We start from the raw sequence: 20,479 nt of genomic DNA on the forward strand, positions 1-20,479 counted from the left end.
GCACCGAGCCAGGCACGAACCGTCTACTTCTTACTGCGGGCCTCCGCCGCGAGTGCAGCTGAAAGGCCCATTGCAGAGCGCAACAAAGTTGTCATCGTTGCGCACTCATCGCTGGGAACTCATCGGGTTTCCATCAGTTTTCTGACCCGCTTTCAGGTTGGACGGTTGTTGCTGCGGCCACCGGGGTGCCCACGGCTTCCGTGCCGGCAGTGATCCGGCGTTCAACATCAGCTGTACCGGCTGCGCCGTTGAGGGCGCGGCCGAACGCTCGACGTTTGACCGCCAGTGCCAGGCACTTTTCGCTGGGGTGCAGCCATGCTCCCCGGCCAGCCATCCGGCGTCGTTCATCCACCACGACGGCGGACGAACCACCGGCGCCGGCGACGAGCCGGAGTAACTCCGACCGCGACCCTTTTTGTCGGCATCCGATGCAGGTGCGCTGCGGCTGATTCCCGAGGTGTTGCACATGTGCCACGTTCGAGTATCTTCCTGCCAGTACAACTGCTTGGTGAATCATCGCATCCCGCGAATCTGGGAAAACCCCAGACGCGCCAAAGACACACGGATACCGGCCCTTAGGCGCGGTCATGTCTATTCTAGCCCCTCCGGCGCCCGGGTCCCGAACCCAGACGTGCCGGTCAGCTGAGAAATCACGGTTGACCCGTGAGAGCGGGCACGCGAACCGAGCCGCGACGGCGGCCCGGTGCGCGTGAGGTGCGTGCGCCTGCGCGCGTGCCCGCTTGCGAGCTATTTGCCGCTGTTGACGGCGGCGTCGGAGACGATGTCGATTCGCCATCCCGTGAGCTTGGCGGCGAGACGGGCGTTCTGGCCCTCCTTACCGATAGCCAGGGAGAGCTGGTAGTCGGGAACCACCACCCGTGCCGAACGCGTCGCCTCGTCAGTGATCGTGACCGAATTCACGCGCGACGGCGAGAGGGCGCTGGCGATGAAGGTCGCAGGATCGTCGTTGTAGTCAACGATGTCGATCTTTTCGTCGTTCAGTTCCGTCATGACCGCCCGGACACGCGAACCCATTTCACCGATGCAGGCACCCTTGGCATTGACGCCGGGGGTGTTGGCCTTGACGGCGATCTTGGTGCGGTGGCCGGCCTCGCGGGCCAGCGCGACGATCTCGACAGAACGGTCCGCGATCTCGGGAACTTCGAGTTCGAAGAGTTTCCGGACGAGACCGGGGTGGGAGCGGGACAGCGTGATGGACGGGCCCTTGGTGCCGCGGTGGACGTCGATCACGAAGGCGCGCAGCCGGTTGCCGTGAATGTACTTCTCGCCGGGAACCTGCTCGGGCGGCGGCAGCAGTGCCTCCACCGCGCCCAGGTTCACTTGGATCATGTGCGGGTTGTTGCCCTGCTGGATGGTGCCAGCCACAAGCTCACCTTCACGGCCCTTGAACTGGCCCAGCACGTTGTCGTCCTCAGCGTCGCGAAGGCGCTGCAGGATGATCTGGCGTGCGGTGCTGGCCGCGATGCGTCCGAAGCCCGCGGGGGTGTCTTCGAATTCGCCGATCGGGGCGCCGTCGTCGTCGATCTCGGTGGCCCAGATGGTCACGTGGCCGCTCTTGCGGTCGAGCTCGGCCCGGGCTTTTTCGAAGGCGCCGGGGGTCTTGTGGTAGGCCACCAGCAGTGCCTGCTCGATCGTTGGGATCAGGAGATCCAGCGGGATTTCACGCTCACGCTCCAGGAGTCTTAGCGCGCTCATGTCAATATCCATCAGGCCTCCTCAGAAGGTCCATTGTTTGCTTTTTCCAGACCGGCCTCTTCGAGGTGGCTGAACTCTATCTCGACTTTTCCGCTGCGGATCCTGTCGAAAGGAAGCTTGACGGGTTCACCCTGCTTGGGCTTCATGCCCTTCTTGACGGCAATTTCCGGAACGAGGGTGACTCCCCCATCATCGACGGACTGGACCCGGCCGGTGACGTTGTCACCTTGGATCACGTTCACGTTGACCATCCGTCCGCGGGCGCGGTGCCAGTGCCGCTCTTCCGTCAGTGGACGTCCGACGCCGGGCGAAGAGACCTCGAGCTCATAGGGGCGCGCGTCCATGCTGGGGTCGTTGTCCAGGGTGTCGGAGAGGGTCTTGGAGATCTCCGCGATGACGTCGAGGCCGACGCCCCCGGTCTCCTCCTGCGGCAGGTCCACCACTACGTGGACCACCCGGTTGGCGCCGGCGACGTGGATGGATACGTCTTCCAGGTAGAGCCGGTTCGCCAGCACTGCGGGTTCCAAGAGTGCGTGCAGGCGCTCGGCCTCGACATTTTGAACGGGTGCGGCTTCAGCCTTCCCCGTCCCGGACCGGTCTGTTGAAGTCGTGGCTTCTGCGTTGGTCATGATGCCGGCCGCCTCCCGTTAGATAATGTTGTGTGTACTAGCCTAGCGATTTTCCGGGCGGCGTGGTGCACGCGTTCCGGGCCGGCATGACAACATGGTCTGTTGTGAACGACGACACCAGGGAAAAGCGATGGCAGGATCACCTTCCCCGGTCGCTCCCCCGCTACGCGCTTCTTGTATGCCTCGCCCTGGTGGTGGTGAGCCTGGGGGTGGTCCTGATGCCGGCCCGGCCACCGGTTCCTGCGCAGCCGCCCTTTTCCGAACAGGCGCGGGCCGCGGCACTGGCCGAAACCGCGCGGTTGCGGGAGGCCGGCAGCCAGCTTGGCACCGCGAAACAACACGGTTCAAAAGACGGCTCGGCGCCCAGCGCCGACGGCCCTTCCACCGGTGCCGGGAACCCCGCCATCGAGCGGACTGTGACCTTGCTGACAACCCAGGCGCAAGCGTTGCTGGCACCGGGGGAAAACCCTGCCGACGCAACCGGCGCAGCGGCCGCGGGCTCCGGCCGGGAAACGCCCCCGGCAACCTCCTCCGCTACACCGGCTCCCTCCGTTTCCGGCCAGTCCGGTACCGGCCAGCCCGGTACCGGACCGCCAGCCGCACCCCTGCCGTCGACCGCCGCCGGCCTTGTAACTGCCCTCGCGAAGAGCGGCACACAGCGCCTCGCCGACGCTGCCGTGGCCGATGGCGGCAGGGCACGGCTGTTGGCTGCCGTCGGCGCCGGACAGCTGCTGCAGGCCTCGGCCCTCGCAGCCGGCACCGGGACTGCGGCGCCGGCCGCCGACGCGGCCTCGCCTCAGCCGTCCGGCACTTGCCCTTCGCCATCCGCGTCCCCGCAGTCCGATGCTGCGCAGTCCAGTCCAGGGCAGTTCGCGGCCGCATCCAGCCTCGGCGGCGCACTGGCGGCGGTGGTCCGGACCGAAGCACAGACCATCTACGGGTACCAAGTGGCGCTGCCCCGGCTGGACGGGAACGCGGCGAAGTCCGCGGCCGAGCAACTGGCACGCCATGACACGCTCCTCAGCGGCGCAGAATCGCTGAGCCGGCTGCACTGCTCCGCTGTTCCGCCGCGGGAGGCGGGCTACACGCTGGGTCCATCCTTCCTGTCCTCCCCCGCTGCCGGGCTCGGCACTCTGGAGGCCGCCGCACTGCCCGCGTATGGCGACCTCGTGGCGCTGAGCGAGGGTGAGACCCGGCAGTGGGCCATCGCGGCCCTGCTTGGCGCCGGGAAGCGGGCTGTGCTGTGGGGGGCGGATCCCGGTGCCCTGCCGGGCCTGGACCCCGCCACTCAGCCGTCGCAGCCGGCAGGCTAAAGCCCGTCGCAGCCGTCGCGGCGGCCTGTGCTGTGGGGGCGGATCCCGGTGCCCTACCGGGTCTGGACCCCGCCACGCAGCCGTCGCAGCCGCGAGGCTGCGGGCCGTCGCAGCCGCGAGGCTGCGGGCCGTCGCTGCCGGGAGGCTGCGGACCGGAGCAAGCCTCGGCTAATTTTGGTAAGCCTTGGAATACTGGCAACACCCCGGCCCGGGTGATTTGCTGTAGTCATGGACACCACCGGCGCCGCAACCTTTCATGAGAACGAGCCGCACCACAATGACATCGCACACCGCCTCAATTGGCTCCGTGCGGGCGTTCTGGGGGCCAATGACGGCATCGTCTCTGTCGCCGCGATTGTCGTCGGCGTCGCCGGCGCCACTAGTGACACCGGGCCGATCCTGCTAGCGGGCGCCGCAGGCGTCGTGGGCGGCGCCATCTCGATGGCGCTTGGCGAATATGTCTCCGTCAGCAGCCAGAAGGACAGCCAGCATGCCTTGATCGAGAAGGAGCGCCGGGAACTGGCGGAACAGCCGGAGGAAGAGCTCGAGGAGCTCGCCGCGATTTATCAGGGCAAAGGCCTGAGCCCCGCGACGGCGCGCACGGTGGCCAGGGAGCTCACGGCACACGACGCCCTGGGCGCGCACCTCTCAGCCGAACTCAACATTGACGAGACCGACATCGTGAGTCCGTGGCACGCGGCGTTCGCTTCCGCCGTCGCGTTCCTCGCCGGTGCGGTCCTGCCCATGCTGGCCATCCTGCTCCCGCCGGAAGATATCAGGATCCCGCTGACCTTCGTGGCCGTGCTCGTGGCGCTGGCGGTCACCGGCGCCGTGGGCGCGTGGATTGGCGGCGGCTCAAAGCTCAAGGCAGCTATCCGCGTGGTGATTGGCGGTGCCCTGGCGCTGGTGGCCACGTTTGCGATCGGCAACGCGCTCGGCGCGAGCGGTATCGTCTAAGGCCGCAGCTAAGGCCGCAGCGCCCAATTTCGGCACGCGCCAAGCGGCCGCATCCCCTCCGGCGCCTACGATAGGTCCCGTGAGCACCATCCCAGACGTCCCGATTCCGCCCGATCTTTCCCGCCGCTACTCCCGCACGCCGGAGGGCCGCGCCTGGCTGGCGTCACTTCCTGGCCTGATCGGACAATTCCTCGATCAGTGGGAACTCCTGCCGGACCTGGAGCCGGGCGCCCTTCCTTGGAACGGTCACGGCGGCGTCGTCATCCCCGTCCGGCACATGGACGGGGCCGGATCCGGCGGATACGGTACCGCCGACGGCAACCTCGCCGTCCTGAAGGTGGCTTACCCGCATGAGGAGGCCACCCGCGAACACCACGCCCTAGCCCTATGGCGAGGCCATGGCGCCGTCAGGCTGCTGGCTGCCGACGCCCAATCCTGCGCCCTGCTCCTGGAGCGCCTGGACGCCTGCCGCTCCCTCCTGGATGTCCCCCTGGAAACGGCCGTGACGGTGTGGGGCGGCGTGGTCCGCCAGCTCAGCGTGGTCCCGGATGACCGGCCACAATGGCGGGATATCGACCACGTGGCGGCCCGGGCCGAACAGTGGAGCGATGAACTCCCCGCGACGTGGGAGGACCTGGCGCAGCCGTTCCCGCGGTGGTTGCTCGAAGCGGCGCTTGAAGTCTGCCAGACCCGGGGCGCCGTCGGCAGGCGGTCAGGAAAGGACGTCCTGGTCCACGCGGACCTGCACTACCTGAACATCCTCGCCCGTCCCGGTATGCCGGGACCGGGCACCGGGCAGGCAACAGGGCTGGATCAGTACGCTGCCATTGATCCGCAGCCCATGATCGGCGAGGCCGAATTTGCCGTGGCCCCGGTGCTGTGGAACAGGCTCCGCGAGCTGCCACAGCACAATCCCGGACGGGCGCTGCTCGCACGCTGCGGGGACTTCAGTGCGGCCGCCGGCCTGGACGCCGAGACCGCCCGGCAGTGGAGCCTGGTCCGCGAGGTGGAGAACGCCCTCGGCTATGCCTCGCAGCGTCACCATGAGGGCGATCTGGCCCGTTCCCTGTGGGTGGCGAGCACACTGGCGGGCCGGACCCTTCCTGGCTTGCCCGCTCCGCAGGATCTGCCCTCGCCCGGGGAAGCAGCCGGGGAAGCAGCGGGGCTGGCCGGCGGCTAGCCCCGCACGGCCGACAGTGCGTCGCGGACGGCGTCGACCGCGACTCTGACGTCAGCGTCGTCCGTGCTCCAGTTACTCACCGAGATCCGCAGGATATCGCGGTCCTGCCAGCGTGAGCCGGACATCCAGACCCGGCCGTCGCCGATGATCCGTTCCGTCACGGCGCGCGTCACGGCGTCGTCCCCGAACGCCAGGGAAACCTGGGTGTAGTCGACGTCGTTGAGCACCTCAACGCCGTCCAGCGCCGCGAGCTGTTCGGCCAACTGCGCGGCCCGCTGCACGAGTGTGCGGACCTGGCTGGCCACGCCGTCGCGGCCCAGGGATTTCAGCGCCGCCCACACCGGGACGCCGCGCGCGCGGCGGGAGAGCTCAGGCACACTCTCGAACGGGTCCCCGGCACCGTCAGCGGCCTGGATCAGGTAACTGGTGCGCAGCCCCATCGCCGACCGCAGGGCCTGGGCGTCGCGCACGATCGCGATCCCGCAGTCGTAGGGGACATTGAGGGTCTTGTGCGCATCCGTCCCCCACGAATCGGCCAGGCCAAGTCCCGCGGTCAGGGCCGAGAGCTCGGGGACGGCGGCGGCCCAGAGTCCGAACGCCCCGTCCACGTGCACCCAGGCACCGTGCGCCTTCGCGACGGCTATCGCCTCGGCGAAGGGGTCAAAGGCGCCCGAATGCAGGTTGCCGGCCTGCAGGCACACCAGGGCCAGAACCGGCCGGCCGTCCTCCCCCGCGCTGAGTGCAAGGTCCAGGGCACAGTCCAGCTCGGCCGGGATGATGCGCCCCTGCCGATCGGAAGGCACCACGGTGGGACGCCCGAGGCCCAGATAGCGCAGGCCGAGGTCGATGGTGTCGTGGCGTTCCTGCCCCACGAAGCAACGGATCCGGGGCGCACCGGCCAGGCCGTCGCCGTCGAGGTCCCAGCCGGCATCTGCCATGAGCCGCCAGCGGGCGGCGGCCAGTCCGGTGAAATTGGCCATGGTGGCGCCGGTGGCAAAGCCGACGTCGGACTCCTCGGGTAGACCCAGCAGCTCAAGGATCCATTTGCCGGCGGCTTCCTCGATCGCGGCGGTGGCGGGCGTGGCGAAGCGCAGCCCCGCGTTCTGGTCCCAGGCGCTGAGGAGCCAGTCTGCCGCCAGGGCGGCCGGCAGCGTGCCGCCGATGACCCAGCCGAAGAACCGTCCGGAGGGCATGGCCATCAGCCCGGGTTCGGCCTTGGCGGCGAGATAGTCCACCACCGCCGCGGCCGGCATGCCTTCTTTGGGCAGCGGTCCGCCGAAGTCGGCCGCGAGCTCGGCCGCCGTGGCCTTCGGCCCGATGTGGCGTGTTCCCTGGCTCTCGAGCCACCGACGCGCGTGAGTGGCGGCGGCTTCGAGGGCATCCCGGTAGCGTTCCTCACCTGCTGACATAGCTGCATGCTACGCCCGGGTCCAGCGGACTGGGAGTCCCTTGCGGGAGCCACGGGCCTGCGTGCCGGACACCTAGGTGAAGTTGTCCTGCCAAACGTCGGAGCCGAGCTTGATGATCAGCGCAGCCACAACCACCAGGAACACGATCCGGATGAACTTGCTCCCTTGCCGGACCGCCGTCCGGGCGCCCAGGTAGCCGCCGGCCATGTTCGCAAGGCCCAGGAGCAGCCCGAGCCCCCACAGCACGGCACCGTGTGGCACGAAGAACAGCAGGGCACCGGCGTTGGTGGCAACGTTCACGATCTTGGCCTTGGCGCTGGCTTCCAGGAAGGCGTAGCCCATAGCCGAGACGAGGGCGATGATCAGGAACGAGCCGGTGCCGGGGCCGATCATGCCGTCATAGAAGCCGATGACGCCGCCGATCACGCAGGCCACCACGTAGTGCCGGTGCCCCGCGTGGCGCAGCTTGGTCAGCTCGCCGAGGCCGGGCTGGAAGGCGGTGAAAAGCGCGACGGCGATCAGCGCCACCACGATGATCGGCTTGAACACGCTCGCCGGCAGGTTGGCGGCCACCGCCGCGCCGCCGAAACTTCCCGCCATCGCGATCGCCGCCATGGGCAGGGCTGTGCGCAGATCGGGCCGGACACGGCCGTAATACGTGACCGCACTCGTGGTGGTGCCGAAGATGGAGCCCATCTTGTTGGTCGCCAGCGCCTGGACCGGGCTGATGCCCGGCACCAGGAGCATGGCCGGTAGCTGGATGAGGCCGCCGCCACCGACGACGGCGTCGACCCAGCCCGCGGCCAGGCCGGCCACAACAATCAGGATGACCGTTCCGAGCTGGATCGACTCGAGTCCGGAGACCACTAACTGGAAATGCGCAGCATCAGCTGTTGCGCACGGCGTTGACTACGTAGTCAACAGCCTTGTCAACGGCTACATTCTCGGCATTGCCGCTGCGGCGGTCCTTGATCTCCACGACGCCGTCCACGAGTCCGCGCCCGACGGCGAGGATGGTGGGGACGCCGACGAGTTCGGCGTCGCCGAACTTCACGCCGGGGGAAACCTTGGGGCGGTCGTCATAAATGACGTCGAGGCCGGCGGCTTCGAGCTCCAGGGACAGTTTTTCGGCGGCGGCGAAGATTTCCTCGCCGCGGCCCACGGCCACAACGTGGACGTCGGCCGGGGCGACGGCGCGCGGCCAGACCAGGCCCTTGTCGTCGTGGTTGGACTCGGCTAGGGCTGCGACGGCGCGGGTGACGCCGACGCCGTAGGAACCCATGGTCACCACCACCTGCTTGCCGTTCTGGTCCAGGACTTTCAGGTCCAAGGCCGCGGCGTACTTCCGGCCCAGCTGGAAGATGTGGCCCATTTCGATGCCGCGGGCGGTTTCCAGCGGTCCGGAACCGTCGGGAGCCTCGTCGCCGGCGCGCACGTCGGTGCACTCGATAACGCCGTCCCAGCCGAAGTCGCGTCCGGCGACGAGGCCGAAGACGTGCTTGCCGGCCTCGTTGGCGCCGGTGACCCAGGCAGAGCCGCTGACCACGCGGGGATCCACGAGGTAGAGCATCTTTGCGGCGCCCTCGGTGCCCAGCAGCGGCGCGTCCAGGGACATGCCGGGGCCGAGGTAGCCCTTCACGATCAGGGGCTGCTTCTTGAGGTCGTCGTCGTTGGCGGCTTCGAGCGTGATCTCGCCGGCAATGGGCAGGAAGGACCCGATGTTCGCTTCGACGCGCTTGAGGTCAACCCCACGGTCGCCGGGGAGCCCGATGACGACGAGCTGGCGTTCGCCGGTGGGCAGCGTGACGGCGAGGACGACGTTCTTGAGCGTGTCGGCGGCGGTCCAGGGGCCGCCGTCGGCGTCTGTGCGCGGAACGAGGACATTGGCGGCGTTGACGAGCGTTTCGATGGTGGGCGTGTCCGGGGTGTCCCGGACTTCGGCGGCCGGGGCGTTGCTGAAGTCGATGTCCGCGGGGACTACGGTGGTGACGGCCTCGACGTTGGCCGCGTAGCCGCCGGCCGAGCGCACGAAGGTGTCCTCACCGATCTCGGTGGGGTGCAGGAATTCCTCGCTCTTGGACCCGCCCATGGCACCGGCGGTGGCAGCAACCGGAATCACCTCAAGGCCGAGGCGCTCGAAGATCTTCAGGTAAGCGCCGCGGTGGGCGGCGTAGCTGGCGTCCAGTCCGGCGTCGTCGACGTCGAAGGAGTAGGAATCCTTCATGATGAATTCGCGGCCGCGCAGCAGGCCTGCCCGGGGACGTGCCTCGTCGCGGTACTTGTTCTGGATCTGGTAGATGCTCAGCGGCAGGTCCTTGTACGAGGAGTACAGGTCCTTGACCAGAAGGGTGAACATTTCCTCATGCGTGGGGGCCAGGAGGTAGTCGTTGCCCTTGCGGTCCTTGAGCCGGAAGATGCCCTCGCCGTATTCGGTCCAGCGGTTCGTGACCTCGTAGGGCTCCTTGGGCAGCAGCGCCGGGAAGTGGACTTCCTGGGCTCCGATGGCCGTCATTTCCTCGCGGATGACCTGCTCCACCTTACGCAGCACACTCAGCCCCAGCGGCAGCCACGTGTAGATGCCCGGCGCGGCCCGGCGGATGTAGCCGGCCCGGACCAGGAGCCGGTGGCTGGCTACCTCGGCGTCGGCGGGATCTTCGCGCAGGGTGCGCAGGAACAGCTTGGAGAGTCGAAGGACCACAGGTGGGATATCCGTTTCTGGGGAAAGTGCGGGCAAAACCGGGAAAAGCATCTAGGTACTAATCTACCGTCCGGAGCGCACGCCTGTGCCGCAGTGCCCAGCTTCGCCCCTGCGGCGGCCCTGCGCCGGCAAAACGCAGCACATGGAAGAGCCACGCCATAACTGATGGAAGCCCCTGGCCGTCTCCGGCTGGTCATCCCGTCATGGCGTGGCTCCCGTGGCCCCAGCACCCCAGATCTCAGGCTGCGAGCTACGTGGTGTCGTCTCCAGGCGTTGCTTTCCCCGGAAAATGCGCTGGGGAATATGCGCGCCTGTGCGACACGGCTAGGTAGAACCTATGTGACATGGGCCCGGGAATCAATAGTCTGCAATCGGATAATTGCAACGTGTCCGGACAAGTCCGCTGCGGGGCCCGGCGGATGACGTCCGGCCGGCGCTGCCCGCTGGAAAAGCACTGTCTAGAAAAGCACTGTCTAGAAGAGCACTGTCTAGAAAAGCACGGTCTAGAAAAGCACTGTGGCGAACGTGCCCGCCTGGCGGAAGCCCACCCGGTCGTAGGTGGCGCGGGCCTTTGCGTTGAAGTCGTTGACGTAGAGGCTGGTGACGGGCGCGAGGGTCTGGGCGAGGACGACGACGGCGGCCATGTAGCCCGCGCTCAGTCCCAGTCCGCGGAACTCGGGATTCATCCAGACGCCCTGGACCTGGGTCACTTCCTGCGTGACGGCGCCGAGTTCGGCTTTGAAGACCACTTGGCCCTCCGAGTTCACGTGCACGAGGGAATGGCCCTGGCGGACGAGGCTCCTGACGCGGCGGCTGTAATACTCCCTGCCGCCCAGGTAGGGCGAATAGCCCACTTCTTCCTCGAACATGGCGGCGCACGCGGGCAGGATCTTGTCGAAGTCAGCCAGCTGGCCGAAGCCGAGTGCGGGCTCGGGCCGGACAGCGGGCGGGCCCGAGATCGTCAGCAGGGGCTGGTGGTCGCGGACTTCATGGGCCACCTGGCCGAGCTGCTCCAGGGCCGCGTGGATGGCCAGGACAGTCTCGGCGGGGCCAAAGATCGAGGCGTAGCGGCGCCCGGAGCGGTGTGCGGCCATGGCAACGAGGCCGGCGAGCTCGGGGGCAAGCTCGATCGGCACCAGGTTGGCGCCGGCCCAGCAGGCACCGAGGAGGGTGTCGCCGTCGAACACGCCGAGAATGCTGGCGCCCCCGGCTGTGGGAGACGCCGTCCCGGCGACCTCCAGGTGCGAGAGGATGAAGACGTTGGCGACGGCGTCCCGGTGCGCCAGCGCCAGCAATTGTCCGGTGTCGCCGCCACCAAGAACCCGGACGACGACGCCGGCAGCGGCGTCGTCCCTACGAGACGTTAACCACGGGGCTACCCTTGACAGCATTTTCGCCATCGGCGTCCCCCATCTCTTCCGCGATACGCATCGCTTCTTCGATCAGTGTCTCAACAATCTGGTCCTCCGGGACAGTCTTGATGACCTCGCCCCTGACAAAGATCTGGCCCTTGCCGTTACCCGAGGCTACGCCGAGATCGGCTTCGCGGGCCTCGCCCGGGCCGTTCACAACGCAACCCATGACCGCCACGCGCAGCGGGACCTCCATGCCCTCCAGGCCGGCAGTGACCTGCTCGGCGAGGGTGTAGACGTCCACCTGGGCGCGGCCGCAGGACGGGCAGGAGACAATTTCCAGCTTGCGGGGGCGCAGGTTGAGCGACTGCAGGATCTGGTTGCCCACCTTGATTTCCTCGACCGGCGGGGCCGAGAGGGAGACTCGGATGGTGTCGCCGATTCCGCGGGAGAGCAGGGCGCCAAACGCCGTCGCGGACTTGATGGTGCCCTGGAATGCCGGTCCGGCCTCGGTGACGCCGAGGTGCAAGGGCCAGTCGCCCTTTTCGGCCAGCATCTCGTAGGCGGCAACCATGATGACCGGGTCGTTGTGCTTGACGGAGATCTTAAAGTCGTGGAAACCGTGCTCTTCGAAGAGGGAGGCTTCCCAGACGGCCGATTCCACGAGGGCCTCGGGGGTGGCCTTGCCGTATTTCTTCATGATGCCCGGCTCCAGGGAGCCGGCGTTGACGCCGATCCGGATCGAGGTGCCGTGGTCCTTTGCGGCCCTGGCGATTTCCTTGACCTGGTCATCGAACTTGCGGATGTTGCCCGGGTTCACGCGCACGGCGGCGCAGCCGGCCTCAATCGCGGCGAACACGTACTTCGGCTGGAAGTGGATGTCCGCGATCACCGGGATCTGGGACTTCTTGGCGATGATCGGCAGCGCCTCGGCGTCATCGGCGGACGGGCAGGCAACCCGGACGATGTCGCAGCCGGAAGCGGTGAGTTCCGCGATCTGCTGCAAGGTGGCGTTGATGTCGGTAGTCGGCGTCGTGGTCATGGACTGGACGCTGATGGGCGAGTCCGAGCCGACCCCGACGGATCCCACTTTGATCTGGCGCGTCTTGCGGCGGGGGGCAAGTACGGGGGGCGGTGCTGACGGCATTCCCAGGCTGACCGAGGTCACATGGACTCCCTTTTAGTTTCGATGAAGCGAAGGTGTGGGCGGGACAGGCTAGGCGTGCTCGGCCAGAAGACCGGTCAGCGGCGCCCACACAGTGGTGCGCGTGCCCGAGATGGCACCGGCGGCTGCGAAGGGGTCCTGCCGCAGGAGGTCATTCAAGGCCGACTCGTCGGCCGCCTTGAAGATGAGCAGCGCGCCCGCACCGTCGCCGTAGGGGCCGCTGGCCAGCAGGGCGCCCTCGCGGGCAAGTCCCGCCGTCCATTCCCGGTGCGCCGGGCGGCTGGCATTGCGGACCTCGGAAGATTCGGCGTCGTACACGTACTCCACAGCAAAAACAGTCATACGGATACACTATCGTCCCGTTTGCCCGGTTCCCATCCGGGGGCGCCGGGGCACGGGGTTAGCCGAGGAAGAGGACCTTGGCCAGGGCGGCGACGCCGGCGGCCCAGAGCATGGAGGTGAGGGTTCCGATGATGAACCTCTCTGCGGCAACCGGGGTGGCCTTCAACTCGGCGAACCGGCCGAGGCCTTTGATGGCCACGACATAGGCAATGGCGACGGGCTGGCCGGCGAGGATTGCCAGGCATACGGCGAACCGTTCCAGGATGCCAATGATGGCGCCGCCGCGCAGGATGCGCACGCTGCTGACGGTTTCGGCAGGCGGTGCCGGCTGGACGGGCGGGGCCGCGCCCGGTGCGGGGTCCGGCCCGACATCCGGGGCCGCGCCCGGTGCGGGGTCCGGCCCGACATCCGGGGCCGCCTGGATATCGGGGTCCGTGGTGGAGTCGGCAGAGGGGTCCTCAGCCGTGTCGCCGGTACTGGTGCCGCCCGCTCCGCCGTCCAGGGTCCGGTCATCTATGGTCCGGGCGAGACGGAACATCCCGGCGGTGACCGGCCAGCCGACGAATCCCGCGGTCAGCAGCGCCAGCGTGATCCAGAGGGCGTTCACTGCTCTCCTTCGGTGCTGTCGTGGGCCAGGGTCAGCAGCAATTCCGCCGCTGGCCGCGCCGCCCATTCTTCCTGCCAGCCCGAGCGGAGGACCGCGCGGCTCACCGACTGCTCCGTGATTCCGAGTCTCTGCGCTGCAATTTTTTGGGTGCCATGGGTGCCGTGGGTGCCGAGCCGCACCGAGCGCAGCACGTCCAACACCTTCCATTGCGCCGCAGTCCGGTCCTGGACCAGGCGGCCAATGAGCCGAAGCACCGCCTCCGCGTTGGCGCAAGCCTTGGCCTCCCGGGACCCGATTGTGCCGTCCGCGGCGGCCGCTGCGCTTAGTGCTGCACTTGCCCGACGCCGGCCCCGGCCCGCGACCACGGCGACCGGTACATGGGCGGCCGCCCCTTTGGCCCGATCAACGGCGGTCCTGGCTGCCACGAAGGCAGGACCGGAGCCTTCCCGCGGACTGGCCGGCAGCGGCAGGTCCACCTCCCCCACCCCGATTCCGACGTACCAGCGGCCGCTGCGCAGGGCATGCAGGGTGATCTCCACTACCTCATCGGCCCGCTCCACCACGCCCTGGACCTCGTCGCCCACCGAACGTTCAAAGCGCCCGGCGGTGGAGATGGCACCTAGTTCCTTGAGGAGCCCGGGGACGCGGTCGATGTCGCCCGTGCTGCCGCGCTGGTCGATTGTCATGACGTACATGGCCCCAGCCTAGGGAGGTGATCGACAATAATCAATCATTTTCAACTGATTATTTAAAATCAGCCGAAATAAGCTTATAAATGAAAGTCAGCGGAGTTTGCCTGGAACGGCCTCTTCGGAACCCTTATCCGAAGAGGTTGACCGGCTTCACGATGTCCGCGTAGATCAGCAATGCTCCCATGCCCATCAGCAGCACCGCCACTACATAGGTCACCGGGAGCAACTTGGCGATATCGAACGCTCCGGGATCCGGGCGGCCGAACAGCTTGGCGATCTGGCGGCGGGCCCCCTCGTACAGCGCGCCCGCCACGTGGCCGCCGTCGAGCGGCAGCAGCGGGATGAGGTTGAAGACGGCCAGGGCGAAGTTGAGTCCGGCCAGCAAACCGATCAGTGCGGCGAAGCGGGACTGCAGCGGGACCTCCTCCATGGCGGCGACCTCGCCGGCCACCCGGCCCACGCCCACCACGCTGATGGGGCCGTTGGGGTCCCTTGGTTCCTCGCTGAAGGCTGCCTTGGCCACACCGGCCACGCGGGCCGGCAGGTTCACCACAACCCCGGCAACCTGCGTGATGTTCTCCCCCGCCATCGGCAGCACGGACGACGCCGGCTGCTGCACGAGTTCGGTCTGCGCACCGATGCCCAGGAAGCCGACGTCCTGGAACTGGAGGCTTCCGTCGGCGGCCTTGGCCTGGCGGCCGTCGGGACCGATCACGGGGCGGGCGGAGAGCACGGGCGTGACGGTGGTGGAGACCGTGGCGCCGCCGCGCTCCACAGTGATGCTGACCTGTCGGCCCGCCGAGGCGCGGATCCAGCCGGTGAGTTCGTCCCAGCCGGTGACGGCCTTGCCGTCGAAGGAGGTGATGGTGTCATTCGGCAACAGGCCCGCGGCCGCGGCGGGGGTGAGCTTGCAGTCGGCGGAGTTCGGATCCACGGTCTCGCCGGCCTTGACCTGGCATTTGGAGACGTCCGCGATGGTGGTGGTCTGGGTGGCGGTGCCGAATCCCATCAACAGCACCGCGGTCAACACGACGCCGATCAGCAGGTTCATTGCGGGCCCGCCGAGCATGATGATGGTCTTTTTCCAGACCGGCAGCCGGTAGAAGACCCGGTTTTCGTCGCCGGGGCCGATTTCCTCGTGGGCCAGGGAGCGGGCATCGGATGCCAGCGACTGGAACATGCCGGTGCTGGAGGTGCGGACGGTGCCGTCTTCCTTGTTCGGCGGGTACATCCCGATCATGGACACGTAGCCGCCCAGCGGGATGGCCTTGAGGCCGTACTCGGTTTCACCCCGCTTCTTCGACCAGACGGTGGGCCCGAAACCGATCATGTACTTGGTCACGCGGACTTTGAACAGCTTGGCCGGGACCAGGTGACCGACTTCGTGGAGGGCAATGGACACGGCGATGCCGATCGCCACAAAGACGACACCGAGGATAAAGAGGAGGACGGGGCTCATGCTGTGATCTGCTGCTTCCTAGACGCTTCTGACGGCTAAACGTTCGTGGGTGCGGGCGCGTGCCCATCTTTCAGCATCCAGTACTGACTCAACCGTCAGCCCGGAGGATCCTGAGTGTTCGCTGAGGACGGCGTCGATCGTGTCAACGATGTCGGTGAACCGGATCTGCCCGGCGTGGAAGGCCATCACCGCTTCCTCATTCGCGGCATTGAACACTGCCGGGAAGGTGCTGCCCTGCCTGGCGGCAGCCTTCGCGAGGGCGACGGCGGGGAAGGCCTCAGCGTCAAGGGGTTCGAACGTCCAACTGGTGGCCTTGCTCCAGTCGCAGGCGCTCGCGGAACCCGGGACGCGGTCCGGCCAGCCGAGACCGAGGGCAATGGGCAGGCGCATGTCCGGCGGCGAGGCCTGGGCGATCGTGGAGCCGTCGACGAACTGGACCATCGAGTGCACCACGGACTGCGGGTGGACCACGACGTCGATTCGGTCCAGCGGGATGTCGAAGAGCAGGTGCGCCTCGATCACCTCCAGGCCCTTGTTGACCAGGCTGGCGGAGTTGGTGGTGACCATGAGGCCCATGTCCCAGGTGGGGTGGGCCAGGGCGTCCTGCGGCGAGACGCCATGCAGCTGGTCCCGGGTCTTGCCACGGAACGGGCCGCCGGAGGCCGTCAGGATCAGCCGGTCCACTTCCGCTGCGGTGCCGGAGCGCAGGCATTGGGCAATAGCCGAATGTTCCGAATCCACGGGCACGATCTGCCCTTCGCGGGCCGCTGCTTTGACCAGGGCGCCGCCGACGATCAGGGACTCCTTGTTGGCCAAGGCCAATGTGGCGCCGGATCGGAGCGCGGCCAGGGTGGGGGCAAGTCCGATGGAGCCGGTGATGCCGTTGAGGACCACGTCGGCGCTGATTTCCGCGATCCGGGTGGACGCATCCGGGCCGGTAATGATCTCGGGATGGTAGCCCGTCACTGACGCCGCGCGGGCGGCGTCGTTGATCATGTCCCGGAGGGCGGAGGCCTCCCCGGTGGCGACCCCGACGGCCCAGGCGCGGGTGTGGACAGCCTGCCGGGCCAGGAGTTCGAGGTTGCCGCCGCCGGCGCTGAGCGCCACGACCTCGAAAAGGTGCGGGGCGCCGTCGACGACGTCAATCGCCTGTGTGCCAATGGAACCAGTGGACCCGAGGAGGACGATTTTGCGCGGCTGCATGCTTCAAGTATCCCGCACCGTTATCCCATACTGCGTTCGGTGCTCGGGGCCTGTTTCCTTTGCGCCGGTGGGTCGCCGCCACTCGTTGACGCAGCAGGGCGGAGGCGTAACGTGGAAAACGTGGAGTGGACCGCGTGGTTCGACGCGCCGGAGTACGAGTTCGCCCGGCAGGTGCTGCAACGCAGCACCGCCACCCTCTACTTCGTGGCGTTCCTCTCCTCGCTCAACCAGTTCCCGGCCCTCCTCGGCGAGCGCGGCCTGTTGCCGGTGCCGGAGTATCTCGAAGGCTTCAACCGCCTGGGCCGGCCCAGCCTGTTCCGCTGGCGTTACTCGGACCGGCTGCTGCGGACTGTCTGCTGGAGCGGCATGGCCATTGCCGCCACGCTCATCGCCGGACTGCCCCAGGTTGGCCCGCCCTGGGTTCCGCTCATCGCGTTCCTGGCCCTGTGGCTGTTGTACATGTCGATCGTGAACGTGGGACAGACTTTTTATGGCTTCGGCTGGGAGATGCTGCTGCTGGAGGCCGGGTTCACGGTGGCCTTCCTCGGCTCGGACCAGACTCCCCCACCCAGGCCCATCCTGATCCTGCTGGTCTGGCTGGTGTTCCGGCTGGAGTTCGGCGCAGGCCTGATCAAGATCCGGGGCGGACAGGAGTGGCGGGACCTGACGGCCCTGTACTACCACCACGAGACCCAGCCGATGCCGGGGCCGCTGAGCCGGCAGGCCCATCTGCTTCCCAAGGCCTGGCACCGGCTGGAGGTCCTGGGCAACCACTTCGCCCAATTGGTGGTGCCGTTCTTCCTCTTTGCCCCGCAGCCCCTGGCCAGCGCCGCCGCCGGGATCATCATCTTCACCCAGCTGTGGCTGGTGGCGAGCGGAAATTTCGCCTGGCTGAACTGGATGGCGATTATCCTGGCCTTCGCGGCGGTCAGCGATCCTGTGGCGCACGCCGTGCTTCCGGTAATCCCGCTTGACTCGCACGCCGCGTCCGCGTCCGCAGCCGCCGGAGCAGGCACCGGGGCCGGCAGCCAGGCGCCGGTCCCGTGGCTGGTGGTGGTCCTGGTCGCCACCGTGCTGCTCGTGGTGCTCAGTTACCGGCCCATCGAGAATCTCTTCTCCCACCATCAGCTGATGAACGCTTCCTTCAACCGCTGGCAGCTGGTGAACACCTACGGTGCGTTCGGCACGGTCACGAAGCGGCGGATCGAGATCGTGGTGGAGGGCACCCTGGACGCGGAACCCGGGGAGGACGCGGAGTGGCGGGAGTACGGGTTCAAGGGCAAGCCGGGTGACGTCCGGCGTCTCCCGCGCCAGTTCGCCCCGTACCACCTGCGCCTTGACTGGCTGATGTGGTTCCTGCCGCTGCGGACCGTGCACGAGGAGTGGTTCTACGCGTTCCTGGCGAAGCTGCTGGCGGCGGATCGGCCCACGCTGCGGCTGCTGCGCCATGACCCGTTCGACGGCGAACGGCCCCACTGGGTGCGTGCCAGCAGCTACCTCTACCGCTTCTCCACCCGGGCGGAGTTCCGTGCCACGGGCCAGCGCTGGATCCGGACGCCGCTGTATGTCGTGATCCCGCCGTCGCGCCTGCCGCCGGGGGCTTGAACCCGGGTCCGATCCCGCCCGGCGGGACCGCCCGGGCCGGATCGGCAGGGCCCGACACGGGGAGCGGCCGCCGCCCCCTTGGCGTGCGGGGACGGCGGCACTGGCTAGACGGACACCCGCTCCTGCGCCGGTGCAGCCTCCACCGCGGCCTGGCGGCGGCGCAGCCACCATGAGGCGGCGAAGATCAGCGCCATGGAAACGTACACCACCAGGGCGAACGGCGAGGCGAACAGGGCCGTGGGATCGTTCTGCGAGAGCTGCAGCGAGCGCCGCAACTGCACCTCGAACATCGGTCCCAGGATCATCGCCACCACCATGGGCGCCACGGGATAGCCGTAGCGGCGCATGAAGTAGCCCAGGATGCCCACCACCAGCAGGATGCCGACGTCGCTCGGCGAGAAGTTCACCGAGAAGGCGCCCAGGGCGGCGAAGACCAGGATGCCCGCGTAGAGGTAGGGGCGCGGGATCTGCAGGATCTTCACCCACAGGCCCACCAGCGGCAGGTTCAGCACCAGCAGCATGAGGTTGCCGACGTACAGCGAGGCGATCAGGGTCCAAACGAGCGCCCCCTGGTTTTCGAACAGGAGCGGGCCTGGCTGGATCTGGTAGCGCTGGAAGGCCGTGAGCATCATGGCCGCAGTCGCCGTCGTCGGGATGCCGAGGGTCAGCAACGGCACCAGAACACCGGCGGCCGCGGCGTTGTTGGCCGCTTCCGGTCCCGCGACGCCTTCGATCGCGCCCTTGCCGAACTGGGCCTTGTTGGCACCCTTGGCCAGCTTCCGCTCGGCCGCGTAGGAAAGGAACGTGGAGACGTCCGCGCCGCCTGCCGGGACGGTGCCGATCGGGAACCCTATGAAGGTTCCGCGCAGCCACGGCTTCCAGGACCGCTTCCAGTCCTCCTTGGACAGCCAGGCGTTCTTGCCCTTACTGACCGGGATGAGCTCCACGGGGCCGTGCCGCAGCTTCGAAGCGACGTAAAGCGCCTCGCCGAGCGCAAAGAGGCCCACGGCCACGAGGACCATGTCGACACCGTCCACCAGCGTGGGGTTGTCGAACGTGAAGCGCTGCTGGGCCGTGCTGTCATCGATGCCTATCAGGCCGATGAACAGCCCCAGGGCCAGCGAGGCCAGGCCGCGCAGGACCGAGGCGCCCAACAGCGCCCCGACGGTCAGGAAGGCCACCACCATGAGGGCCACATAGTCCACGGGGCCGAGGCCGACGGCGAAGTCGGCCACGACGGGCGCCAGGAAGGTCAGCAGGACCGTGGCGATGGTCCCGGCGATGAAGGATCCGATCGCCGCCGTCGCCAGGGCCGCCGCTCCCCTGCCGGCCTTGGCCATCTTGTTTCCTTCGAGCGCCGTGACGATCGAGGAGGATTCGCCGGGCGTGTTAAGCAGGATGGACGTGGTGGAACCGCCGTACATGCCGCCGTAGTAGATCCCGGCGAATACGATCAGCGCCGCCGCGGGGTCCAGGGCGTAGGTGATGGGCATGAGCAGGGCCACGGTCATGGCCGGGCCAATGCCGGGGAGGACGCCGACGGCGGTGCCGACGAAGACGCCACCCAGGGCGTAGAGCAGGTAGACCGGTTGGAGCGCGGTGCTGAACCCTTCGAGCAGGAGCATGAAGCTATCCATGGAAGAAGGTCACCCCCTCGAACAGCGGCCCCGGGGGCAGGGAGACGCCCAGCAGCCCGCCGAAGACGTACTGCAGCACCAGCGCCAGGATCACGGACACGGTGATCGCCTTCCACAGGGGTTTGGCGTCCAGGGACCAGGCTGCACCGCTGAAGAGCACGGCCGCGGCCACCGGCCAGCCGGCCGGCTCGATCAGGAAGATGTGCAGCACCACGAAGCCCACCAGCTTGGCGAGGGCCACCCAGTCGGTCTTGGCCGTGACGTCCAGGTCTTCGCTGTCCTCGGCCTGACCGACCTTGCCGCGCAGAACCTGCAGGACCACCCCGGCGCCGCACAGCACCAGCATGCCGCACACGATGTAGGGGAAGGCGCGGGGGCCGATGCCGGTCTCCGACGGCGGGATCGGAATGGATCCCGCCGTCGCCAGGCCCGCGACGCCCACGCTGACGAACACGAGGGCAAACAGTATCTCCCCCGTCGGCCGTTTGGCGGGCGTTGTTGCGAGAGAAGACATT

General features: G+C 67.8%; 19 protein-coding genes. 4 read left to right on the forward strand and 15 right to left on the reverse strand.

Features of this window, described 5'->3' with window-relative positions; translation table 11 throughout:
- Positions 1–133: 133 nt before the first annotated feature.
- From AC1DKQ_RS07095 to AC1DKQ_RS07105, 3 genes are read right to left on the reverse strand one after another with little or no spacing between them, the layout of a single operon-like run.
- Positions 134–796: a YlxR family protein gene (locus AC1DKQ_RS07095; protein ID WP_476918518.1), complete on the reverse strand. Its 663-nt coding sequence runs from the start codon at positions 794–796 to the stop codon at positions 134–136.
- Positions 748–1,728 carry a transcription termination factor NusA gene (nusA, locus tag AC1DKQ_RS07100; RefSeq protein WP_476883944.1) on the reverse strand — a complete coding sequence of 327 codons (981 nt, stop codon included), beginning with the start codon at positions 1,726–1,728 and terminating at the stop codon, positions 748–750. Before nusA ends, AC1DKQ_RS07095 begins: the two co-directional genes overlap by 49 nt.
- Positions 1,728–2,345, reverse strand: a complete 618-nt coding sequence (locus tag AC1DKQ_RS07105; RefSeq protein ID WP_476918519.1) for a ribosome maturation factor RimP — start codon at positions 2,343–2,345, stop codon at positions 1,728–1,730. Before AC1DKQ_RS07105 ends, nusA begins: the two co-directional genes overlap by 1 nt.
- A 104-nt stretch (positions 2,346–2,449) precedes the next feature.
- Here AC1DKQ_RS07105 and AC1DKQ_RS07110 point away from each other — a divergent pair, with 104 nt between their 5' ends.
- The 3 genes from AC1DKQ_RS07110 to AC1DKQ_RS07120 all read left to right on the forward strand — a co-directional run bounded on the left by AC1DKQ_RS07110 (position 2,450) and on the right by AC1DKQ_RS07120 (position 5,795).
- A complete protein-coding gene (locus tag AC1DKQ_RS07110) occupies positions 2,450–3,658 on the forward strand; it encodes a ferritin-like domain-containing protein (RefSeq protein ID WP_476918520.1) in 1,209 nt (402 codons plus the stop codon).
- Positions 3,659–3,886: 228 nt separating this feature from the next.
- Positions 3,887–4,615: a VIT1/CCC1 transporter family protein gene (locus tag AC1DKQ_RS07115; protein ID WP_476918521.1), complete on the forward strand. Its 729-nt coding sequence runs from the start codon at positions 3,887–3,889 to the stop codon at positions 4,613–4,615.
- A 79-nt stretch (positions 4,616–4,694) separates the two neighbouring features.
- Positions 4,695–5,795 carry an aminoglycoside phosphotransferase family protein gene (locus AC1DKQ_RS07120; RefSeq protein ID WP_476918522.1) on the forward strand — a complete coding sequence of 367 codons (1,101 nt, stop codon included), beginning with the start codon at positions 4,695–4,697 and terminating at the stop codon, positions 5,793–5,795.
- Here AC1DKQ_RS07120 and AC1DKQ_RS07125 read toward each other — a convergent pair.
- From AC1DKQ_RS07125 to dxr, 10 genes are all read right to left on the reverse strand, one after another.
- Positions 5,792–7,204, reverse strand: a complete 1,413-nt coding sequence (locus tag AC1DKQ_RS07125; RefSeq protein ID WP_476883949.1) for a pyridoxal phosphate-dependent decarboxylase family protein — start codon at positions 7,202–7,204, stop codon at positions 5,792–5,794. The two genes, AC1DKQ_RS07120 and AC1DKQ_RS07125, sit on opposite strands and share 4 nt — an antisense overlap.
- A 72-nt stretch (positions 7,205–7,276) precedes the next feature.
- Complete coding sequence (locus AC1DKQ_RS07130) at positions 7,277–8,071, reverse strand: sulfite exporter TauE/SafE family protein (protein WP_476883950.1); 795 nt, start codon at positions 8,069–8,071, stop codon at positions 7,277–7,279.
- Positions 8,072–8,090: 19 nt separating this feature from the next.
- Positions 8,091–9,902, reverse strand: a complete 1,812-nt coding sequence (locus AC1DKQ_RS07135; protein ID WP_476918523.1) for a proline--tRNA ligase — start codon at positions 9,900–9,902, stop codon at positions 8,091–8,093.
- Between the two features lie 503 nt (positions 9,903–10,405).
- Positions 10,406–11,293: a GNAT family N-acetyltransferase gene (locus AC1DKQ_RS07140; RefSeq protein WP_476918524.1), complete on the reverse strand. Its 888-nt coding sequence runs from the start codon at positions 11,291–11,293 to the stop codon at positions 10,406–10,408.
- Entirely contained in the window at positions 11,256–12,422 is a 1,167-nt protein-coding gene (gene ispG, locus AC1DKQ_RS07145) for a flavodoxin-dependent (E)-4-hydroxy-3-methylbut-2-enyl-diphosphate synthase (protein WP_277526049.1), read from the reverse strand. Before ispG ends, AC1DKQ_RS07140 begins: the two co-directional genes overlap by 38 nt.
- A gap of 48 nt (positions 12,423–12,470) precedes the next feature.
- Entirely contained in the window at positions 12,471–12,761 is a 291-nt protein-coding gene (locus tag AC1DKQ_RS07150) for a YciI family protein (protein ID WP_476883953.1), read from the reverse strand.
- A gap of 58 nt (positions 12,762–12,819) precedes the next feature.
- The gene (locus AC1DKQ_RS07155; protein ID WP_476918525.1) at positions 12,820–13,368 is read right to left on the reverse strand and encodes a hypothetical protein; all 549 of its coding nucleotides are present in this window, start codon (positions 13,366–13,368) and stop codon (positions 12,820–12,822) included.
- Complete coding sequence (locus tag AC1DKQ_RS07160) at positions 13,365–14,063, reverse strand: MarR family transcriptional regulator (protein ID WP_476918526.1); 699 nt, start codon at positions 14,061–14,063, stop codon at positions 13,365–13,367. The genes AC1DKQ_RS07155 and AC1DKQ_RS07160 overlap by 4 nt, the downstream gene beginning before the upstream one ends.
- Positions 14,064–14,187: 124 nt before the next feature.
- Positions 14,188–15,519 carry a M50 family metallopeptidase gene (locus AC1DKQ_RS07165; protein ID WP_476918527.1) on the reverse strand — a complete coding sequence of 444 codons (1,332 nt, stop codon included), beginning with the start codon at positions 15,517–15,519 and terminating at the stop codon, positions 14,188–14,190.
- Between the two features lie 18 nt (positions 15,520–15,537).
- Complete coding sequence (gene dxr, locus AC1DKQ_RS07170; RefSeq protein ID WP_476918528.1) at positions 15,538–16,722, reverse strand: 1-deoxy-D-xylulose-5-phosphate reductoisomerase; 1,185 nt, start codon at positions 16,720–16,722, stop codon at positions 15,538–15,540.
- A gap of 120 nt (positions 16,723–16,842) precedes the next feature.
- On the opposite strand from dxr, the gene AC1DKQ_RS07175 reads away from it, so the two are divergent.
- A complete protein-coding gene (locus tag AC1DKQ_RS07175) occupies positions 16,843–18,327 on the forward strand; it encodes a lipase maturation factor family protein (protein WP_476918529.1) in 1,485 nt (494 codons plus the stop codon).
- Positions 18,328–18,431: 104 nt separating this feature from the next.
- On the opposite strand, the gene AC1DKQ_RS07180 is transcribed toward AC1DKQ_RS07175, so the two are convergent.
- Positions 18,432–19,964 carry a tripartite tricarboxylate transporter permease gene (locus AC1DKQ_RS07180; RefSeq protein ID WP_476883959.1) on the reverse strand — a complete coding sequence of 511 codons (1,533 nt, stop codon included), beginning with the start codon at positions 19,962–19,964 and terminating at the stop codon, positions 18,432–18,434.
- The gene (locus AC1DKQ_RS07185) at positions 19,957–20,478 is read right to left on the reverse strand and encodes a tripartite tricarboxylate transporter TctB family protein (protein ID WP_476883960.1); all 522 of its coding nucleotides are present in this window, start codon (positions 20,476–20,478) and stop codon (positions 19,957–19,959) included. The genes AC1DKQ_RS07180 and AC1DKQ_RS07185 overlap by 8 nt, the downstream gene beginning before the upstream one ends.
- Position 20,479 lies beyond the last annotated feature (1 nt).

It is taken from the genome of Arthrobacter sp. 05L421, from assembly GCF_056397785.1.

What these genes read in the sequence shown, in the direction of transcription:
- AC1DKQ_RS07115 (WP_476918521.1), top strand. Translation starts at nt 3,887, where the DNA reads ATGGACACCACCGGCGCCGCAACCTTTCATGAGAACGAGCCGCACCAC.
- nusA (WP_476883944.1), bottom strand. Translation starts at nt 1,728, where the DNA reads ATGGATATTGACATGAGCGCGCTAAGACTCCTGGAGCGTGAGCGTGAA.
- AC1DKQ_RS07165 (WP_476918527.1), bottom strand. Translation starts at nt 15,519, where the DNA reads ATGAGCCCCGTCCTCCTCTTTATCCTCGGTGTCGTCTTTGTGGCGATC.
- AC1DKQ_RS07180 (WP_476883959.1), bottom strand. Translation starts at nt 19,964, where the DNA reads ATGGATAGCTTCATGCTCCTGCTCGAAGGGTTCAGCACCGCGCTCCAA.
- dxr (WP_476918528.1), bottom strand. Translation starts at nt 16,722, where the DNA reads ATGCAGCCGCGCAAAATCGTCCTCCTCGGGTCCACTGGTTCCATTGGC.
- AC1DKQ_RS07140 (WP_476918524.1), bottom strand. Translation starts at nt 11,293, where the DNA reads ATGCTGTCAAGGGTAGCCCCGTGGTTAACGTCTCGTAGGGACGACGCC.
- AC1DKQ_RS07160 (WP_476918526.1), bottom strand. Translation starts at nt 14,063, where the DNA reads ATGTACGTCATGACAATCGACCAGCGCGGCAGCACGGGCGACATCGAC.
- AC1DKQ_RS07150 (WP_476883953.1), bottom strand. Translation starts at nt 12,761, where the DNA reads ATGACTGTTTTTGCTGTGGAGTACGTGTACGACGCCGAATCTTCCGAG.
- AC1DKQ_RS07095 (WP_476918518.1), bottom strand. Translation starts at nt 796, where the DNA reads ATGGCGAATCGACATCGTCTCCGACGCCGCCGTCAACAGCGGCAAATA.
- AC1DKQ_RS07105 (WP_476918519.1), bottom strand. Translation starts at nt 2,345, where the DNA reads ATGACCAACGCAGAAGCCACGACTTCAACAGACCGGTCCGGGACGGGG.
- AC1DKQ_RS07125 (WP_476883949.1), bottom strand. Translation starts at nt 7,204, where the DNA reads ATGTCAGCAGGTGAGGAACGCTACCGGGATGCCCTCGAAGCCGCCGCC.
- AC1DKQ_RS07185 (WP_476883960.1), bottom strand. Translation starts at nt 20,478, where the DNA reads ATGTCTTCTCTCGCAACAACGCCCGCCAAACGGCCGACGGGGGAGATA.